This is a genomic window from Streptomyces sp. NPDC047061 (assembly GCF_040643955.1).
Taxonomy (GTDB): Bacteria; Actinomycetota; Actinomycetes; order Streptomycetales; family Streptomycetaceae; genus Streptomyces.
Genome location: NZ_JBEYVI010000030.1, coordinates 74627 through 90518 on the forward strand (window position 1 = coordinate 74627; position 15892 = coordinate 90518).

The following is a 15892-nucleotide window of genomic DNA, read 5'->3' on the forward strand; positions in this document are numbered from 1 at the left end:
AGCCACGACGGCGCCGCAGCCGACACACGGCACACGGCACACGGCACATCGCGGCACTTCCAGTGGAGCACTCAGACAGGCGCCGCCGGCACCAGCCGGCCCCGGGAGATGAGGGATGCCGCCTTCTTGAGGGGGCGGGCCCGCATGCTGACGCTGTAGCCGTCGATGCCCGCGGTCGCGGCGACGCGCGTGGTCAGGTAGCGGTAGAAGTCGTCGGGGTCCCGGGCGACGACGCTGACCAGCAGGTTGTACTCGCCGGTGACGGCCCCGGCGAACGGGACCTCCTCGTGGCGGGCGAACTCCTCGCCGACCCGCTCCAGACGGGCGGGGGCCACGCGGAGCCAGACGGTGGCGTTGAGGGGGTACCCCAGGTGCTCCGGCAGCAGTTCGACCTCGTACTCCAGGGTGCCGGAGCCCTCCAGCGCCTCCAGCCGACGGGCCACCCGGGCCGACGACCAGCCGGTGCGCTCGGCGAGGCGGGTGTGGGTGGTACGGCCGTCCTCGGCGAGGGCGTCGAGCAGCGGGGCGTCCTCCTCCGCGGGAGGCGGCGGGGGCACGGCGGCGGGCGGTGGCCGTTCCGCCGTGAGCAGCCGTATCTGCTCGGTGTCGAGGCTGTGGCCGTAGCCGGTCCACTCGGCGGTGCCGGGGGCGCCGTACTCGTGCAGGAGCAGGTCGACGCTGACGTCCAGGACCGAGGCGGACTTCGGCAGCTGCCGGAAGAGGGCGTCGTCGCGCTCGGTGTCGAGCGGCGCGCGGATCACGCAGAAGATCTCCGAACCGCCCGAGGCCAGATGGGCGTAGGAGATGTCGGGGCGCCGGGCCAGGGCGTCGGCGAGCGGGGCGACCCGGTCGGGGCGGCAGCGGACCCGGGCCACCCACTGCGCGGAGCCGTACACCCGGGGGTTGACGAGTCCCAGCACGCGCAGCGTGCCACTGCGGCGCAGCGCCTGGTAGCGGCGGGCCGCGGTCTGCTCGGAGACACCGGCCACCTCGCCGATCCGGCGGAAGGGCAGCCGGGGCGCGCACTGCAGGGCGCGGAGGATCTTTCTGTCCACGATGTCGAGCATGGCGGAAGTCTGTCACAGAGGCGCGGGGTGAATGGAGGTTTCCGCAGCCGGAGGGCCCCTTGGTTGGTGGTTGCGGGGGCGCAGACCGGATGCTGTGGCGGCGGGTTTCCCCTCGGACACCCGTACGACACAGGCCGCCGGACCCGCCGGTGGCCCTCGACCGCGGTGCGGTGCGCCGCGAAGGAGTATCTCCGTGAACGTCACGACACCGGCGAGCGGGCCGGTCGAGCGACGGGCGGCCACCATCGTGATGGCCTGCCTGGGCGTCTTCGTCGCCTATCTTCCGGTCACCACCGTCGCCGTGAGCCTGCCCGCCCTGCAGGCCGCGCTCAACGCCTCGACCGCCCAACTGTCTTGGGTGCAGGACGCGTTCGTGCTGCCGATGGCCGCCTTCATCCTGACCGCCGGCGTCTTCGGAGACGTCCACGGGCGCAAGAAGGTGTTCCTGGCGGGCCTGCTGTTCTCGGCGGCGGGCGCGGTCACCGCCCTGTGCGCGCACTCGATCGAGGTCGTCTGGGCCGGACAGGCCCTGGCCGGCGTCGGCGCGGCCGCGCTGCTGCCGACCACGCTGGCGCTGATCAGCCACGCGGTGCCGGACCACCGGGAGCGCGGCAAGTTCATCGGCATCTGGGCCACCTGCCTGATGGCGGCCCTGGCCGTCGGTCCGCTGATCGCCGGGGTGATCGTCCAGCACTTCTCCTGGCGCTGGGTCTATCTGCCGAGCGTTCCGGTCGCACTGCTGGCCGTCGCCGTCGCGGCCCTGCGGCTGCCCGACTCACGGGCACCGCACGGGCGCCGCCTGGACTGGCCCGGCCAGCTCACCGCCACGCTCGCGGTCACCGCGTTGGTGTACGGCGTGATCGAGGGCGGGGCGGGCTCGTTCACCGACGTCAAGGTGATGGTGGCGCTGTTCACGGCCGTGGTCGCCGGTGCCGGGTTCGTGCTGGCGGAGCGGCGCAGCGACAGCCCGATGCTGGACCTGAGCCTGTTCCGCAGCCCCGCCTTCACCGCCACCACACTGGTCGCGATGACCAGCTTCCTGGCGCTCATCGGGTTCTTCTTCGTGCTCAGCCTCTACTTCGGCGTGGTGCAGCGGCTCGACACCATGGACGCCGCCTGGCGGCTGCTGACGGTCACCGGGGCGGCCCTGCTGGTCGGCGGGCCGGCCGGGCGGCTGATGCACCGGATATCGGCACGGGTGATGATCACCGGCGGCCTGCTGCTGGTCGCCGCCGCCCAGTTCGCGCTGACCGGTCTGGCCGCCGACACCTCGTTCGGCTCGGCCGCCTGGCGGCTCGCCCTGCTGGGCCTCGGCATCGGCTTCGTCATGACGCCGATGACCGCGACCGCGGTGGCCGCCGTGCCGTACCACCTGGCCGGCATGGCCGCCGCGGGCAACAACGCCTTCCGGCAGGTCGGCGGCGCCCTCGGCCCGGCCGTCCTGGGCGCGCTGCTCACCACCCGGGCGCTCGACGCGCTGCCGGGTCACCTCACCGACGCGGGGATCACCGGCGCGGCGCAGGACCGGATCGTCACGACCGCGCAGTCGGAGGGTCTCGGCGCGGTCGCCGGGCTGGACCTGGGCGCGCGGACCGGGCAGACGATGGGCGCGCTCGGCGACTCCTTCCTGGACGGCATGCGCCTGTGCCTGATCACGGCGGGCAGCCTGACACTGCTGGCCGCCCTGGTCGCGGTCGTCCTGCTGCGTACGCCCCGGCAGCAGGGGACGCTCAGGGCGGCGGGGCACACCACGGCCTCGCCCGAGCAGGCCTCGGCGGCGCGGGGCGCCTGACAGCGGGACAGCCGGGGACCGCGGGGACGGCTCTGACGGCTCTGACGGCTCTGACGGCTCTGACGGCTCACCGCACCAGGCAGGGCCGTTTGGCGTCGAAGGTCCAGCCCTCCACCAGGTAGCGCATCCCGGCCGCGTCGTCCCGACCCGCGCCGAGGTTCCGCTCCTCGTGGAGGGCGTGGGCCGCGAGCAGCCGGTCCATGTCGAGCCGGACGCCGAGGCCGGGGGCGTCGGTGACGGCGACCTCGCCGCCGGTGATCGTCGGCGGTTCCTCGGTGAGGCGCTCCTGTCCCTCCTGCCAGATCCAGTGCGTGTCCAGGGCGTTGTAGTCGCCGGGGGCCGCGGCACCGCAGTGGGCCATCATGGCCAGCGAGATGTCGAAGTGGTTGTTGGAGTGGCAGCCCCAGGTCAGCCCCGTCTCGTGGCAGAGCTGGGCCACCCGGACCGACCCGCGCATGGTCCAGAAGTGCGGGTCCGCGAGCGGGATCGACACCGACTGCAGGGCGAGGGCGTGGGTGAGCTGCCGCCAGTCGGTGGCGATCATGTTGGTCGCGGTGGGCAGCCCGGTGGCCCGGCGGAACTCGGCGAGGATCTCGCGCCCGGAGTAGCCGCCCTCGGCACCGCAGGGGTCCTCGGCGTAGGCGAGCGTGCCGAGCAGCGGACGGCACAGCTCGACGGCCTCGTGCAGGGACCAGGCGCCGTTGGGATCGAGGGTGATGCGGGCCTCGGGGAAGCGCTGCTTGAGCGCCTGTACGGCCTTGACCTCCTCGGCGCCGGCCAGGACTCCGCCCTTGAGCTTGAAGTCGCGGAAGCCGTAGCGGTCGTAGGCCGCCTCGGCCTGCCGAACGATCGACTCCGGGGTGAGGGCCTCCTCGCGGCGGATCCGGTACCACTCCACGTCGGCCTCGGGTTCGCGCAGGTAGTCCAGGTCGGTGCGGTCGGGGTCGCCGACGTAGAAGAGGTAGCCGAGGACGCGTACCGAGTCGCGCTGCTTGCCTTCGCCGAGCAGGGCGGCGACGGGCACCTCCAGGTGCTGGCCGAGCAGGTCGAGCAGTGCGGACTCGACGGCGGTGACGGCGTGCACGGTGGTGCGCAGGTCGAAGGTCTGCTCCCCGCGGCCGCCGGCGTCCCGGCCCGCGAACCGCTCCCCCATGACCCGCAGCACCCGCTGGTGGTCGCCCAGCCGGGCGCCGACGACCAGCGGCTCGGCATCCCGCAGGGTCCGGGTGATCGCCTCCCCGCCGGGCACCTCGCCGAGCCCGGTCCGGCCCTCGGAGTCCTCGACGACCACGACGTTGCGGGTGAAGTACGGGGCGTGCGCACCGGAGAGGTTGAGCAGCATGGAGTCCCGGCCGGCCACCGGATACACGGAGAAACGAGTGACGAAGGGCTGTCTCATACGGAGACAGTATCTACATATGAAGACGAGCGCCAGGCACGTGAGCCCGCGGGCCAGACCCCCTCAGCGGCCGCCCGGGGTGACCAGTCCCGTCTCGTAGGCGACGACCACCGCCTGGGCGCGGTCGCGCAGGGAGAGTTTGCCGAGGACGCGGGAGACATGGGTCTTGACGGTGGCCTCGGAGAGGTGGAGGCGGGCTGCCAGGCCGGCGTTGGACAGGCCCTCGGCGAGCAGGCGCAGGACGTCGAGTTCCCGGGGGGTGAGGTGGGCGAGGTCGCGGTGCAGGGCGGCGGCGTCGGCACCGGCCCGGGCGAACCGTTCGACGAGGCGGCGGGTGATGGCGGGCGCCAGCAGCGCGTCGCCGGACCGGACCGTGCGGACGGCGGCCGTCAGGTGCTCGGGCGTGACGTCCTTGAGCAGAAAGCCGCTGGCTCCGGCGGACAGCGCCGCGTACACGTACCGGTCGAGGTCGAAGGTGGTCAGCATGAGGATGCGCGGCGGGTCGGGGGTGGCGAGGATCCGGCGGGTCGCCTCCAGGCCGTCCAGCTCGGGCATCCGGATGTCCATCAGGACGACGTCCGGCCGGGTGCGCCGTACCGCGTCCACGGCCTCGTGGCCGTCGGTGGCCTCGGCGACGACCTCGATGCCGTCGGCCGCGAGGATCAGCCGGAAGCCGGTGCGCACCAGTGCCTGGTCGTCCGCGACGACGACCCGGGGCGGGTTCGCCGGCGAACTCACGCGCGCTCCAGGGGTATCCGGGCCCGGACCCGGTAACCGCCCAGCGGACGCGGCCCGTTGCTCAGGGTGCCGCCGTGCACGGCGAGCCGCTCGCGCAGTCCGATCAGCCCGCGTCCGTTGCCCGTCGCGGCGGCCGGTCCGGGGGTGCCGCCGGAGTCGGCGACCTCGACGCGCAGTTCGTCCTCGCCGTAGTCCACGCGCACGACGGCCCGCGAACCGGACGCGTGCTTCAGGGCGTTGGTCAGCGCTTCCTGGACCACACGGTAGGCGGTCAGCTCGACCCCGCCGGGCAGCGGCCGGACCGTTCCGGAGACGGACAGCTCGACGGGGGTGCCGGTGCCCCGGGTCCGGTCGACCAGCGGGCCGAGCCGCTCCAGACCGGGCTGCGGCTCCAGTTCCGTCTCCTCGGGGTCGTCCGTCGTGAGCAGCCCCATCACCTGCCGCAGCTCCCCCATCGCCGTACGGCCGCCCGCCTCCACCGCGAGCAGCGCCTCGCGCGCCTGCTCGGGCGAACTGTCCATGATCTTACGGGCGGCGCCGGCCTGGATGACCATCACGCTGACGTTGTGCGTCACGACGTCGTGCAACTCCCGGGCGATCCGGGCCCGTTCGTGCTCGACGGCACTGCGCAGCGCCTCGGCCTGGCGTTGTTCCACCTCCGCCAGCCGCACCCGGCTCTCGGCCGCCCGGATCTTCCACGTGCGCAGTCCGAGGGTGACCACGACCAGCGGCGCGGCGATGAAGAGGGGCACGTACTGGGTGGGGACGGTGGGTTCGGCGCCGAAGGGGGTGTGCGGGACCGACCGCCCGATCGTGAAGGTCAGCAGCACGGCCAGCGCGAGCGTGCCCGTGGCCGCCACCCGGTGGGGGCTGTACGCGGCCGCGCTGTAGGCGGCGATGACACAGGCGTAGAAGGTGAGCCGGGTGACGTCGTCGGGGGTGAGCACGTTCGCCGCCAGCACGATCCAGAGCACGGCCAGCGGGTAGCGGCGGCGCCAGGCGAGCGGCACGGAGGAGAGGAACGCCAGGCAGACCAGGCCCGCCGTGCGGTGCCGCCCGGTCGGCCCGTCCGGGTCCACCGCGTACTGGATCTCGGACACGAGGATCAGCAGGGCGAGGCCGGCGTCGAAGAGCCGGCCTCGCGCGGTGAGCCCGGGCGCGGGACCGCTCGGCCCGGCGAGCGCGCGCAGTCGTACCAGCGGGCCGGACGCCCGTCTCGTCGTCATCGCCTCATTCTGGGCGGCCTTCGCCCGCCGGGCATCCCTCTTCCGACTACATCTCCAGGATGACCTCGCGCCCCGTACTCCCGACACGGTACGGCGATTACCCCCGGCGGCCGTCGTGCCCGCCCCGGCCCGTTCCCTAGCGTCGGCGGCCACCGAGGGACGGAGGCCCACCGATGACGGCACCGCTGATCGAACTGCGGGACGTGACCCGGCGTTACGACGCCGGACCGCCCGCGCTGCTGGACGTGACCCTGACCGTGGCACCCGGGGAGGCCGTCGCCGTGCTGGGGCCTTCCGGCAGCGGCAAGTCGACGCTGCTCAACCTGATCGCGGGCCTGGACCGGCCGGACGAGGGCACGGTCACCGTGGACGGCGTGCGAGTGGACGGGCTGGGCGAGGCGGGCGCGGCCCGCTACCGGCGGGCGGGCGTCGGGATGGTGTTCCAGTTCTTCAACCTGCTGGACGACCTGACCGTCGCCGACAACGTGGCGCTGGCCGCCCGACTCGCCGGAACGGGACGGCGGGAGGCCGCTCGCCGGGCCGGGGAGCTGCTCGAGTCGCTGGGCATCGCGGCCCAGGCGACCGCCTACCCCGGCCGGCTCTCCGGCGGTCAACGCCAACGCGTCGCGGTGGCCCGGGCGTTGATGAACCGGCCCGCGCTGCTGCTGGCCGACGAACCGACGGGCGCCCTGGACTCCGCGTCCGGCGCCGACGTCGCCCGTCTCCTGCGGGAACTGAACGCCGACGGCCAGACCCTCGTCCTGGTCACCCACGACCAGGACCTGGCCAAGGCCTGCACCCGGCGCACGGTCCGGTTGACCGACGGCCGGATCACCGCCGACGTCGCGGCGGAGACGGTCCGATGAGCGGCCTCGGCCGGGTCGTCCGGTCGGGCATGACCCGGCGCCGTACGCAGACCCTGGTCATCGCCCTGGCCGCGCTGCTGGCGGTGACGGCGTCCGTGCTGGCCGGGGCGCTGCTGATGGCCTCGCGGGCCCCCTTCGACCGGGCGTTCGGGCGCCAGCACGGCGCCCAGCTCACCGCGCAGTTCGACGCGCGCCTGGCCACGCCGGCCCGGATCGCCGCCTCCGCCCGGGCCTCCGGGGTGACGACGTCGTCCGGCCCGTTCCCGACGGCGACCGCCGCACCGGAGCACTCGGGCGCGTTGTCGGTCGTCGGCCGCGCGGACCCCGGCGGGGCGGTGGACCGGGTCACGCTGACCGCGGGCCGCTGGGCCCGGCGGACCGGCGAGATCGTGCTCGCGGCGGATCCGGACGGGCCGCCCGTGCGCCTCGGGGAGGCGCTGGAGTTCCCCGGAGTGCCCGGCGACCCGACGCTCAGGGTGGTCGGCACGGCCCGCTCGGTGAGCCGTACCGCCGACGCCTGGGTGGTGCCCGCGCAGATCTCGGCCCTCACCAAGTCCGGCCGCCCCGACGGCTATCAGATGCTGTACCGCTTCGCCCACGCGGCCACCGACGCCCAGGTCGCCCGGGACAGTGCGGCGGTGGCGGCGGCCGTACCGAAGGGCGCGCTCACCGACGCCCGGTCCTGGCTCTCCGTCAGGCTGTTCGCGACCCGCGAGACCGCCCTGTACGTGCCGTTCCTGGTCGCCTTCGGGGTGCTGGGCCTGGCCATGTCGGCGCTGGTCGTCGGGAACGTGGTCGCCGGTGCGGTGGGCACCGGGCTGCGGCGGATCGGCGTCCTGAAGGCGGTCGGCTGCACTCCGGCACAGGTCGTCCGCGCCCATGTGGCGCAGGCGCTGGTCCCGGCCACGATCGGCGCCGGGCTCGGTGTGGTCGTCGGGCAGTTGCTCGCGGCGCCGCTGCTGGCGGACACCGCGGCCGTGTACGGCTCGGTCGGACTGGGGGTCTCCGCCGGCGTCGATCTGGCCGTCGTGGGCGGGGTGCTGGGCGTGGTGTCCGGCACGGCGTGGCTGAGCGCCTGGCGGGCCGGGCGGCTGCGCACGGTCGACGCGCTGGCCGTGGGCCGGACCCCGGCGGCGGGCCGGGGCCGTACGGCGGCCCGGCTGGCGGCCCGGCTGCCGGTGCCGCGACCGGTGGGCCTCGGCCTGGCCCGGCCCTTCCACCGGCCCGCCCGCGCCGTCTCGATGGTCGCGGCGGTCGTCTTCGGCACGGCGGCGGTCACCTTCGCCACCGGGATGGCCGCGTCGCTGGGAGAGGTGGTGGCCGCCAAGAACCACAACGCGGCGGACGTGACCGTGGGCGCCGGGCGCACGGCCGGCCCGGTACCCGTCGGGCCGGACGCGCCACGGGTCACGGCCGCGCAGGCCGCCGCCGTCGAGGCCGCGATCGCCGCTCAGCCCGGCACCCGCGACCAGTACGGCAGCGTCAGGACCGAGGCCAAGGTCTCCGGGGTGACGGGCGCCGTGCCGGTGGTCGCCTACGACGGCGACGCCTCCTGGGGCGGGTTCGTGATGGTGTCCGGGCGCTGGGTCCGGGCGGCCGGTGAGGCGGTGGTGGCGACCCCGTTCCTGACCGCGAGCGGAGCCGAGGTGGGCGACACCGTCACCCTCACCGTGAACGGCTCTCCGGTGCGGATCCGGATCGTCGGCGAGGTCTTCGACGTCGGCGAGCAGGGCCTGCGGGTGTTCACGGACCTCGCGACGCTCCGGACCGCCGCCCCGGACCTGCACCCGGCCGACCACGCCGTACGGCTCACCCCGGGCACCGACGCCGACACGTACGTGAAACACCTGAACGCGGCCCTGAAGCCGCTCGGCGTCTCGGCCACCGACACCAAGTCGGTCAACGGCAGCGACGGCGCGGTCGCCCTCGACACGCTGGCGGCGGCACTCACCCTGATCCTGATGACGGTGGCCGGACTCGGGGTGCTGGGCGGGGTCGTCCTCGACACCCATGAGCGCATCCGCGACCTGGGCATCCACAAGGCGCTCGGGATGACGCCCCGGCAGACGGTGACACTGGTGATCGCCTCGGTCGTCCTGCCGGGGCTGGCGGGCGGGGCGCTCGGCGTCCCGCTGGGTCTCGCCGTGCACCGCGTCGTCATGCCCGCCATGGGCGACAGCGCCGGACTGCGCCTGCCCGACGTGGTCCTCGACGTCTACCGGACGTCCGGCCTGCTCCTCCTCGCCCTGAGCGGCACGGCGATCGCGGTCCTCGGCGCGCTGCTCCCGGCGGGCTGGGCGGCCCGGGTCCGGACGGCGACGGCACTGCGCACCGAGTAGATCAACGCCCGGTTCTGGACGCGCCGGTGACACAGCGGTGAGACTGAGGGGTCCGCCGCCCCGGCCCCAGGAGGGTGACCATGGCCGACACTACAGCGACGCCACCGCGCGTCGAACTCACCCCGCAGGCCGCCGAACTGGTGCGCCGACTGCACGCCGAGCACGGCCCGCTGATGTTCCACCAGTCCGGCGGCTGCTGCGACGGCAGTGCGCCCATGTGCTATCCGGACGGCGAGTTCCGCACCGGCGGCTCGGACGTACTGCTGGCCGAGCTGGCGGTGGACGGTGTCGAGCAGCCGGTCACCTTCTGGATGTCCCGCAGCCAGTACGAGGTGTGGAGCCACACCCGGCTGATCGTGGACGTGGTACCCGGACGGGGGAGCGGCTTCTCCCTGGAGGCACCCGAGGGGGTGCGTTTCCTCACCCGTTCTCGCGTAGTCGACGCCTAGCAGCCCTGCCGGTCACTCTCGTCTGCTGCACTTCCCCGGAGTCCTGAGGAACTTGACGAGACATCAGGGGGTGCGGTGACGCATCGTCGGAGACGACTGGCAGCGACGACCCGAACTCTGTGCACGCTTCTCACCACGTCCGGCATGCTGGCCGGTGCGGCCCTCGCGGGGGCGGCACCGGCCGGCGCCGTGTCGGGCGCCGGACGCATCGCGTCCGGCGTCACCTACCGGCAGTTCGACCTCCCGGCGGCCAAGGGCACGGTCCACGCACATCTGCTGACCGTCGACCTGACCGACCCGCACGTCCACGTGGACCTGCTCTCCCCGGGCGCCGTGGCCGCACGGTCGCCGGTGTCCGCGATGGCGGACGCGGCGGGCGCGGTCGCGGGCGTGAACGGCGACTTCTTCAACATCACCGAGGCCCAGCACCCCGGCGTCGAGGCGACCGGCGCGAGCGTCGGACCGGCGATCGCGCACGGCAGGGTGCTCAAGGCGGCGGTGCCGACGGCCCAGCGGTTCGGCCCGTCGCTGCCGCCCGGCACCGACACCACCGACGTCTTCGGCGTCGGCGTGGACCGCCGGGCCCGGCTCGACCGGCTGACGCTCGCCGGCACGGTCCGCACCCCCGACGCCACCCTCACCCTGCGCGGCCTCAACCAGTACGCGCTGGCACAGGGGTCCGTCGGGGCCTACACCGCCGCCTGGGGCGCGGCCTCCCGCAAGCGCGCCACCTGCGGCTCGGACACCGACCGGGCCGCCGGGTGCAGCACGGACACCTACGAGGTGAAGATCCGCGCCGGCAAGGTCGTCGCCACGTCCGCCACCCCGGGCAGCGGCGAGATCGCCCCGGGGACGACCGTCCTGCTCGGCCGGGAAGCGGGCGCGGACAGGCTGCGCGCCCTCACCAAGGGCGAACGGGTCACGGTGCGCGAGCGCATGATGGCGTCCGCCACCTGGATCCGGTACCGCTTCGCGGTCGGCGGCTACCCCGTGCTGCGCGACGGCCGACCGCTGGCCGGGCTGAACGACACCACCTCGGCCGTACGCACGGCCGTCGGCCACGCGAACGGCGGACGGAGGCTCATGCTGCTGGCACTGGACGGCGCGGCGGCCTATCGCAGCGGCCTGACCATCGCCGAAGTCGCCGACGAGATGCGGCAGTTGGGAGCGGACGACGCGTTCAGCCTGGACGGCGGCGGCTCCACGACGATGGTGGCCCGCACCCCGGGGGCAAAGACGGTGAGCGTGCTCAACCACCCGACCGACAGCCCGGAACGCGCCGTGGCGAACGGGATCGGGGTCTTCTGGAAACCCTGACCGGGTGGCTCAGGGTTTCAGACTGCTGACCAGATCGGCGGTCGCGGTGAGCCCGCTGGTGATGGTCGGCGCCATGCTGGTGCTGGCCAGGAAGAACCCGAACAGCATGCAGACCAGGGCGTGTGAGATCTTCAGCGCGCCCTGGCGCATGAAGATCACGGCCAGCAACAGGAGCAGCAGCACCACAGAGATGGAAACGGCCATCGCGAACCTCCTCCGCCACGCCCGTTTCGGGGCGTTCGGCCGCAAGTGTGGCGTAGCGGAGGGGTGGCCCGTGCGGTTGACACGGCCCCCGTTCGAGTGGTTTTACGACGCCGCGTGGGCGTCCAGGAAGGCCTCCAGGCCGGCCAGGTCGTCGGTGTTGAAGTAGTCGACCCCGGCGGCGAACAGCTCTCCCCACAGCGCGTCGCGGGCGGGCCCGGCCACGTCGGGGGTGTTCCAGAAGCGCACTGTCTGGCCGTGCGCGTGCGCCTGGCCGATGATGCCGAGCAGCTTCTGCCGCTCGGCGTCGGGGAACGCGCCCTCGCCGAGCCACGTGAAGTTGAGCTGCCAGTTGTCGCTGATCAGCGGAACGAAGGAGGCGGGCGCCGAGGTGCCGAGGTCGGTCAACCGGCCGTCGTAGAAGGTCCGGCGCACGGTCTGCGCCTCCATCGGGGTGCGGGCCGCGCGGTCACCGGAGATCACGTTGGTGACCGCACCGGGGACGACCCGGCCGTGCCGGTACGTCGTGAACAGGTGCGGGTAGCGCCGCAGATGCCGGTCGAGCTCCAGGTACGTCGAGGAGCCCTCGGTCTTGATGTCGATGAGCAGCTGCAGCGGCCTGCGCCAACCGCGGTACACCGAACCGTGATTGGCCTTGACGATCGCCGCCAGCGGGTCGAGGTAGAGGGATTCGAGGGTGCGGCTCGGGTCGAGGTCGTCCACGGTGTGACCGATGAGGAGCTGGTCGCCGACGAGGAAGATGTCGGCCTCGACGCTGCCGAAGCGGTGGTCGAGGGCGTCGTGGAGGGGGCGGGTGTGCTCGTAGTCGTTGTGCGCGTGGGCACGCCACAGCGGCCGCCGGCCGCGGTGACCGCCGCCCGCCCACGCCTGCGCGCCGGGCAACGCGACGCCGCCGACGAGGGCGGCACCGAGGGTGGTGAGGGCTCTGCGACGGGTGGTGAGGGCCATGCTCTGCCTCCCTTGTAGGGCCATGAGGGACCGAAGGGAGTATGCGTTCGAACAGAGCCCAATTGGTGTATCTGCGCAGGGAGTTGGCTGGACTGCCACCCCTGGTTCACTTCATGCGGGCCTCAGCAGGAGCGCGCCCCAAAGGGGCACGGGGAACTGCGCGACCAGCCCCCACGCACCCGCAGTCGACGACCGAAATTCACGGCGCCTGAAGATCGACCAGTCCGGCCAAGGCTTCTCGATGCGCCCCCACCGTACCGAAGGCGATCGAATCCGCCTTGGCCCGCTTCAGATAGAGATGGATCGGATGTTCCCAGGTCATCCCGATCCCCGCATGCAACTGCAGCGCCTCCTCGGCAGCGTGCACCGCAACCGGCGCCGCGTAAGCCGCCGCAACGGCCACCAGCACATCGGCGTCCTCGCCGGAGGCCAGCGCGTCGGCCGCCCCGCGCGCCGCCGCGCGAAGGTTGACGACCTCCAGCCACAGCTGCGCCAGCCGGTGCTTGATCGCCTGGAACCCGCCCACCAGCCGGTTGAACTGCTTGCGCTCCTTGAGGTACCGCACGGTCTCGGTCAACGCCCACTCGGCGACGCCGAACTGCTCGGAGGCCAGCAGCCCCGCCCCGGCCCGCAGCGCCCGCCGTACCGAAGGCTCCGCGTCGCCCACGCGGCGCCCGGCCGCCCCGTCCAGGGTCACCGTGGCGAGCGGCCGGGTCAGGTCGAAGGCGACCTGCGGGGTGACCGTCGCGGCACCCGCCCCGACCGCGTACAGCCCGCCGTCGTCCCCGGGCACCAGCAGCACGTCCGCGGCGACCGCGTCCGCGATCCCGGTCAACTCGCCGTACAGGCGCCCGTCCTCGACGCGCACGGTCCTGAAGCCGACGCCCGGAGCGACGTGCAGCCCCACGGCCAGCGCCCCGACGGTCCGCCCGGACGCCAGCTTCCCGAGCAACTCCTCGTCACCGCAGGCCAGCAGCGCCTCGGTCGCCACCACGGCACTGGTCAGATACGGCACGGGCGCCACCGCCCGCCCCAACTCCTCCAGGACGACGGCGACTTCGCGGTGCGAGGCACCCTGGCCGCCGAGCTTCTCCGGTACCAGCAGCCCGGCGAGCCCCATACCCTCGGTGAGGGCCTTCCAGGCGGCCGCGTCGTGCGGGACGTCCGACTCGGTGCGGGCGATGACGCCCGGCGCGTCGCAGTGGTCGGCGAGCAGATCCCGCACCGCGGCCCGCAGCGCCTCTTCCTCCTCCGAGTACAGCAGGTCGGGCTGTGCGCTCTGCGTTGTCATCGGGCGAGGTCCTTCCACGCGACGTCCTTGTCGGTGCGCGGCTCGGCCGGCAGGCCCAGGACGCGTTCGGCGACGATGTTCAGCAGGACCTCGCTGGTCCCGCCCTCGATGCTGTTGCCCTTGGCACGGAGGTAGCGGTAGCCGGCGTCGCGGCCGACGAAGTCCACCAGTTCGGGCCGGCGCATGGTCCAGTCGTCGTACAACAGGCCCTCCTCGCCCCGGAGTTCGACCTCAAGGCCGCTGATCTCCTGGTTGAGGCGGGCGAAGGCGAGCTTCATTCCGGCGCCCTCCGGGCCGGGCTGTCCTGCGACCAGCTGCTGGCGCAGCCGCTCGGCGGTGAGGCGGGCGACCTCGGACTCGACCCACAGCTTCAGCAGCCGCTGGTGCAGGTCGTGGGTGCGCAGCTCGGGGCGTTCGCGCCAGGTCTTCGCGACCGGGGCGATCATGCCGCCCTCGCGGGGCAGCCGCATGCCGCCGATCGCGACGCGCTCGTTGTTGAGGGTGGTCTGCGCGACCCGCCAGCCGTCGCCGACCTCACCGAGGCGGCGGGAGTCGGGGATGCGCACGTCGGTGAGGAAGACCTCGTTGAACTCGGCCTCGCCGGTGACCTGCCGCAGCGGCCGGACGTCCACGCCCGGGTCGGTCATGTCGCAGATGAAGTAGGTGATGCCCGCGTGCTTGGGCACGTTCGGGTCGGTGCGGGCGATGAGGATGGCCCAGCGGGAGTTGTGCGCGCCGGACGTCCACACCTTCTGCCCGTTCACCACCCACTCGTCGCCCTCACGGACGGCCCTCGTCCCCAGCGCGGCCAGGTCGGAACCGGCGCCCGGCTCGCTGAACAGCTGGCACCAGACCTCCTCGCCGATCCACAGCGGCCGCAGATAGCGCTGCTTCTGCTCCTCCGTGCCGTACCTGAGGATGGTCGGCGCGGCCATGCCGAGCCCGATGCCGTTGCGGCGCGAGTCGTTGTCGGGGGCGCCGGCGGCCGCCAGCTCGGCGTCCACGACGACCTGGAGGGAGCGCGGGGCACCGAGGCCGCCGAGGCCCTCCGGGTAGTGCACCCAGGCCAGCCCCGCGTCGAAGCGGGCCTTGAGGAAGTCGGGCTTCGCCGTGCTGGCGGGCGGGTGTGCGGCCAGCAACTCGGCGGTGCGGCGCGTGAGTTCGGCAGCGTCGGTCATGCTGCGGCTCCCTTCGGTACGACGGTGACCCGGCCGGTGGTGACGCCGTCACCGACCCGCTGCACGGCCGCCGCGGCCTCGGACAGCGGGACCCGCTCGCTCACCAGGGGCTTGATGGCGCCCTTGGCGGCCAGCTCGGTGAGCTGCCGGTGGCAGTCCAGGATCAGCCTGGGGTTCTTGGTGGCGTACAGGCCCCAGTGCAGGCCCAGGATGGAGTAGTTCTTCACCAGGGCGTGGTTGAGCCCCGGGCTCGGGATGGTGCCGCTGGCGAAGCCGACGACCACGATCCGGCCCTCGAAGGCGACCACCTTGGTGGACTGGGTGTAGGCGTCCCCGCCCACCGGGTCGTAGATCACGTCGGCGCCGCGGCCGCCCGTGGCCTCCTTGACGGCGGCGACGACGTCCTCGGTACGACGGTCGACGACGACGTCACAGCCCTGCTCGCGGGCCACGGCGACCTTGTCGGCGCCGCCGACCACGCCGATCACCGTCGCCCCCGCCGCCTTGCCGAGCTGGACGGCCGCGCTGCCGACCCCGCCCGCGGCGGCGTGCACGAGCAGCGTCTCGCCGGCCTGCAGGGCCGCCCGGCGGTGCAGGCCGAACCAGCCCGTCTGGTAGCCGATGTGCAGCGCGGCGGCCTCGGAGTCGTCCAGCGCGTCCGGGGCCGGCAGCAGCGCGGCGGCGTCCGCGACCGCGTACTCGGCGAAACCGCCGTGCGGCAGGGCGGGGTTGGCGAGCACCCGGCGGCCGTCCTCGGTCTCGCCGCAGATCTCCACCCCGGGGGTGAACGGCAGCGGCGGGCGCACCTGGTAGTGCCCCCGGCACATCAGGACATCGGGGAAGTTGATGTTGGCGGCACGCACCCTGAGCAGCACCTGGCCGTCGCCGGGCGTGGGCAGCTCCACCTCCTGGAGCCGCATCACCTCGCTCGGCTCGCCGTTCTCGTGCACTTGCCATGCCTGCATGCGGTGCCTCCACGGGACTGCGTCGACTGCGTCGTCCGACCGTCGTCTGACCGGGTCCATCGCATACTAAGCGGTCGCTTGCCATGGTGGGAACA

14 protein-coding genes are annotated in these 15892 nt (G+C 73.5%); 5 read left to right on the forward strand and 9 right to left on the reverse strand.

The window, feature by feature from the left end; all coding sequences use genetic code 11:
• Positions 1-71: 71 nt before the first annotated feature.
• Complete coding sequence (locus tag ABZ887_RS34225; protein ID WP_361298086.1) at positions 72-1067, reverse strand: Lrp/AsnC family transcriptional regulator; 996 nt, start codon at positions 1065-1067, stop codon at positions 72-74.
• Between the two features lie 193 nt (positions 1068-1260).
• On the opposite strand from ABZ887_RS34225, the gene ABZ887_RS34230 reads away from it, so the two are divergent.
• On the forward strand, positions 1261-2859 hold the full coding sequence (locus ABZ887_RS34230; RefSeq protein ID WP_361298089.1) for an MFS transporter: 1599 nt from the start codon (positions 1261-1263) through the stop codon (positions 2857-2859).
• Positions 2860-2926: 67 nt separating this feature from the next.
• Here ABZ887_RS34230 and ABZ887_RS34235 read toward each other — a convergent pair whose 3' ends face one another.
• The 3 genes from ABZ887_RS34235 to ABZ887_RS34245 all read right to left on the reverse strand — a co-directional run bounded on the left by ABZ887_RS34235 (position 2927) and on the right by ABZ887_RS34245 (position 6222).
• Positions 2927-4258, reverse strand: a complete 1332-nt coding sequence (locus ABZ887_RS34235) for an enolase C-terminal domain-like protein (RefSeq protein ID WP_361298092.1) — start codon at positions 4256-4258, stop codon at positions 2927-2929.
• A 63-nt stretch (positions 4259-4321) separates the two neighbouring features.
• Entirely contained in the window at positions 4322-4996 is a 675-nt protein-coding gene (locus tag ABZ887_RS34240; RefSeq protein WP_361298095.1) for a response regulator transcription factor, read from the reverse strand.
• A complete protein-coding gene (locus tag ABZ887_RS34245) occupies positions 4993-6222 on the reverse strand; it encodes a sensor histidine kinase (RefSeq protein WP_361298098.1) in 1230 nt (409 codons plus the stop codon). Before ABZ887_RS34245 ends, ABZ887_RS34240 begins: the two co-directional genes overlap by 4 nt.
• A 173-nt stretch (positions 6223-6395) precedes the next feature.
• Here ABZ887_RS34245 and ABZ887_RS34250 point away from each other — a divergent pair, with 173 nt between their 5' ends.
• The 4 genes from ABZ887_RS34250 to ABZ887_RS34265 all read left to right on the forward strand — a co-directional run bounded on the left by ABZ887_RS34250 (position 6396) and on the right by ABZ887_RS34265 (position 11193).
• Positions 6396-7088: an ABC transporter ATP-binding protein gene (locus ABZ887_RS34250; protein ID WP_361298101.1), complete on the forward strand. Its 693-nt coding sequence runs from the start codon at positions 6396-6398 to the stop codon at positions 7086-7088.
• Positions 7085-9427, forward strand: a complete 2343-nt coding sequence (locus ABZ887_RS34255; protein ID WP_361298104.1) for an ABC transporter permease — start codon at positions 7085-7087, stop codon at positions 9425-9427. The genes ABZ887_RS34250 and ABZ887_RS34255 overlap by 4 nt, the downstream gene beginning before the upstream one ends.
• A gap of 80 nt (positions 9428-9507) precedes the next feature.
• Positions 9508-9876, forward strand: coding sequence for a DUF779 domain-containing protein (locus ABZ887_RS34260; RefSeq protein ID WP_350789064.1), 369 nt, complete (start codon positions 9508-9510; stop codon positions 9874-9876).
• A 144-nt stretch (positions 9877-10020) separates the two neighbouring features.
• Positions 10021-11193 (forward strand): phosphodiester glycosidase family protein, encoded by a 1173-nt coding sequence (locus ABZ887_RS34265; protein ID WP_361298108.1) that lies wholly within the window; start codon positions 10021-10023, stop codon positions 11191-11193.
• Between the two features lie 9 nt (positions 11194-11202).
• On the opposite strand, the gene ABZ887_RS34270 is transcribed toward ABZ887_RS34265, so the two are convergent.
• The 5 genes from ABZ887_RS34270 to ABZ887_RS34290 form a co-directional block, all read right to left on the reverse strand.
• On the reverse strand, positions 11203-11397 hold the full coding sequence (locus ABZ887_RS34270) for a hypothetical protein (protein WP_089105410.1): 195 nt from the start codon (positions 11395-11397) through the stop codon (positions 11203-11205).
• Positions 11398-11499: 102 nt separating this feature from the next.
• Complete coding sequence (locus ABZ887_RS34275; RefSeq protein WP_361298112.1) at positions 11500-12363, reverse strand: phosphatidylinositol-specific phospholipase C/glycerophosphodiester phosphodiesterase family protein; 864 nt, start codon at positions 12361-12363, stop codon at positions 11500-11502.
• 199 nt (positions 12364-12562) lie between these two features.
• Positions 12563-13654 (reverse strand): acyl-CoA dehydrogenase family protein, encoded by a 1092-nt coding sequence (locus ABZ887_RS34280; RefSeq protein WP_361298115.1) that lies wholly within the window; start codon positions 13652-13654, stop codon positions 12563-12565.
• A complete protein-coding gene (locus tag ABZ887_RS34285; RefSeq protein ID WP_361298118.1) occupies positions 13651-14832 on the reverse strand; it encodes an acyl-CoA dehydrogenase family protein in 1182 nt (393 codons plus the stop codon). Before ABZ887_RS34285 ends, ABZ887_RS34280 begins: the two co-directional genes overlap by 4 nt.
• Entirely contained in the window at positions 14829-15797 is a 969-nt protein-coding gene (locus ABZ887_RS34290) for an NADPH:quinone oxidoreductase family protein (protein ID WP_361298121.1), read from the reverse strand. The genes ABZ887_RS34285 and ABZ887_RS34290 overlap by 4 nt, the downstream gene beginning before the upstream one ends.
• Positions 15798-15892: the final 95 nt, after the last annotated feature.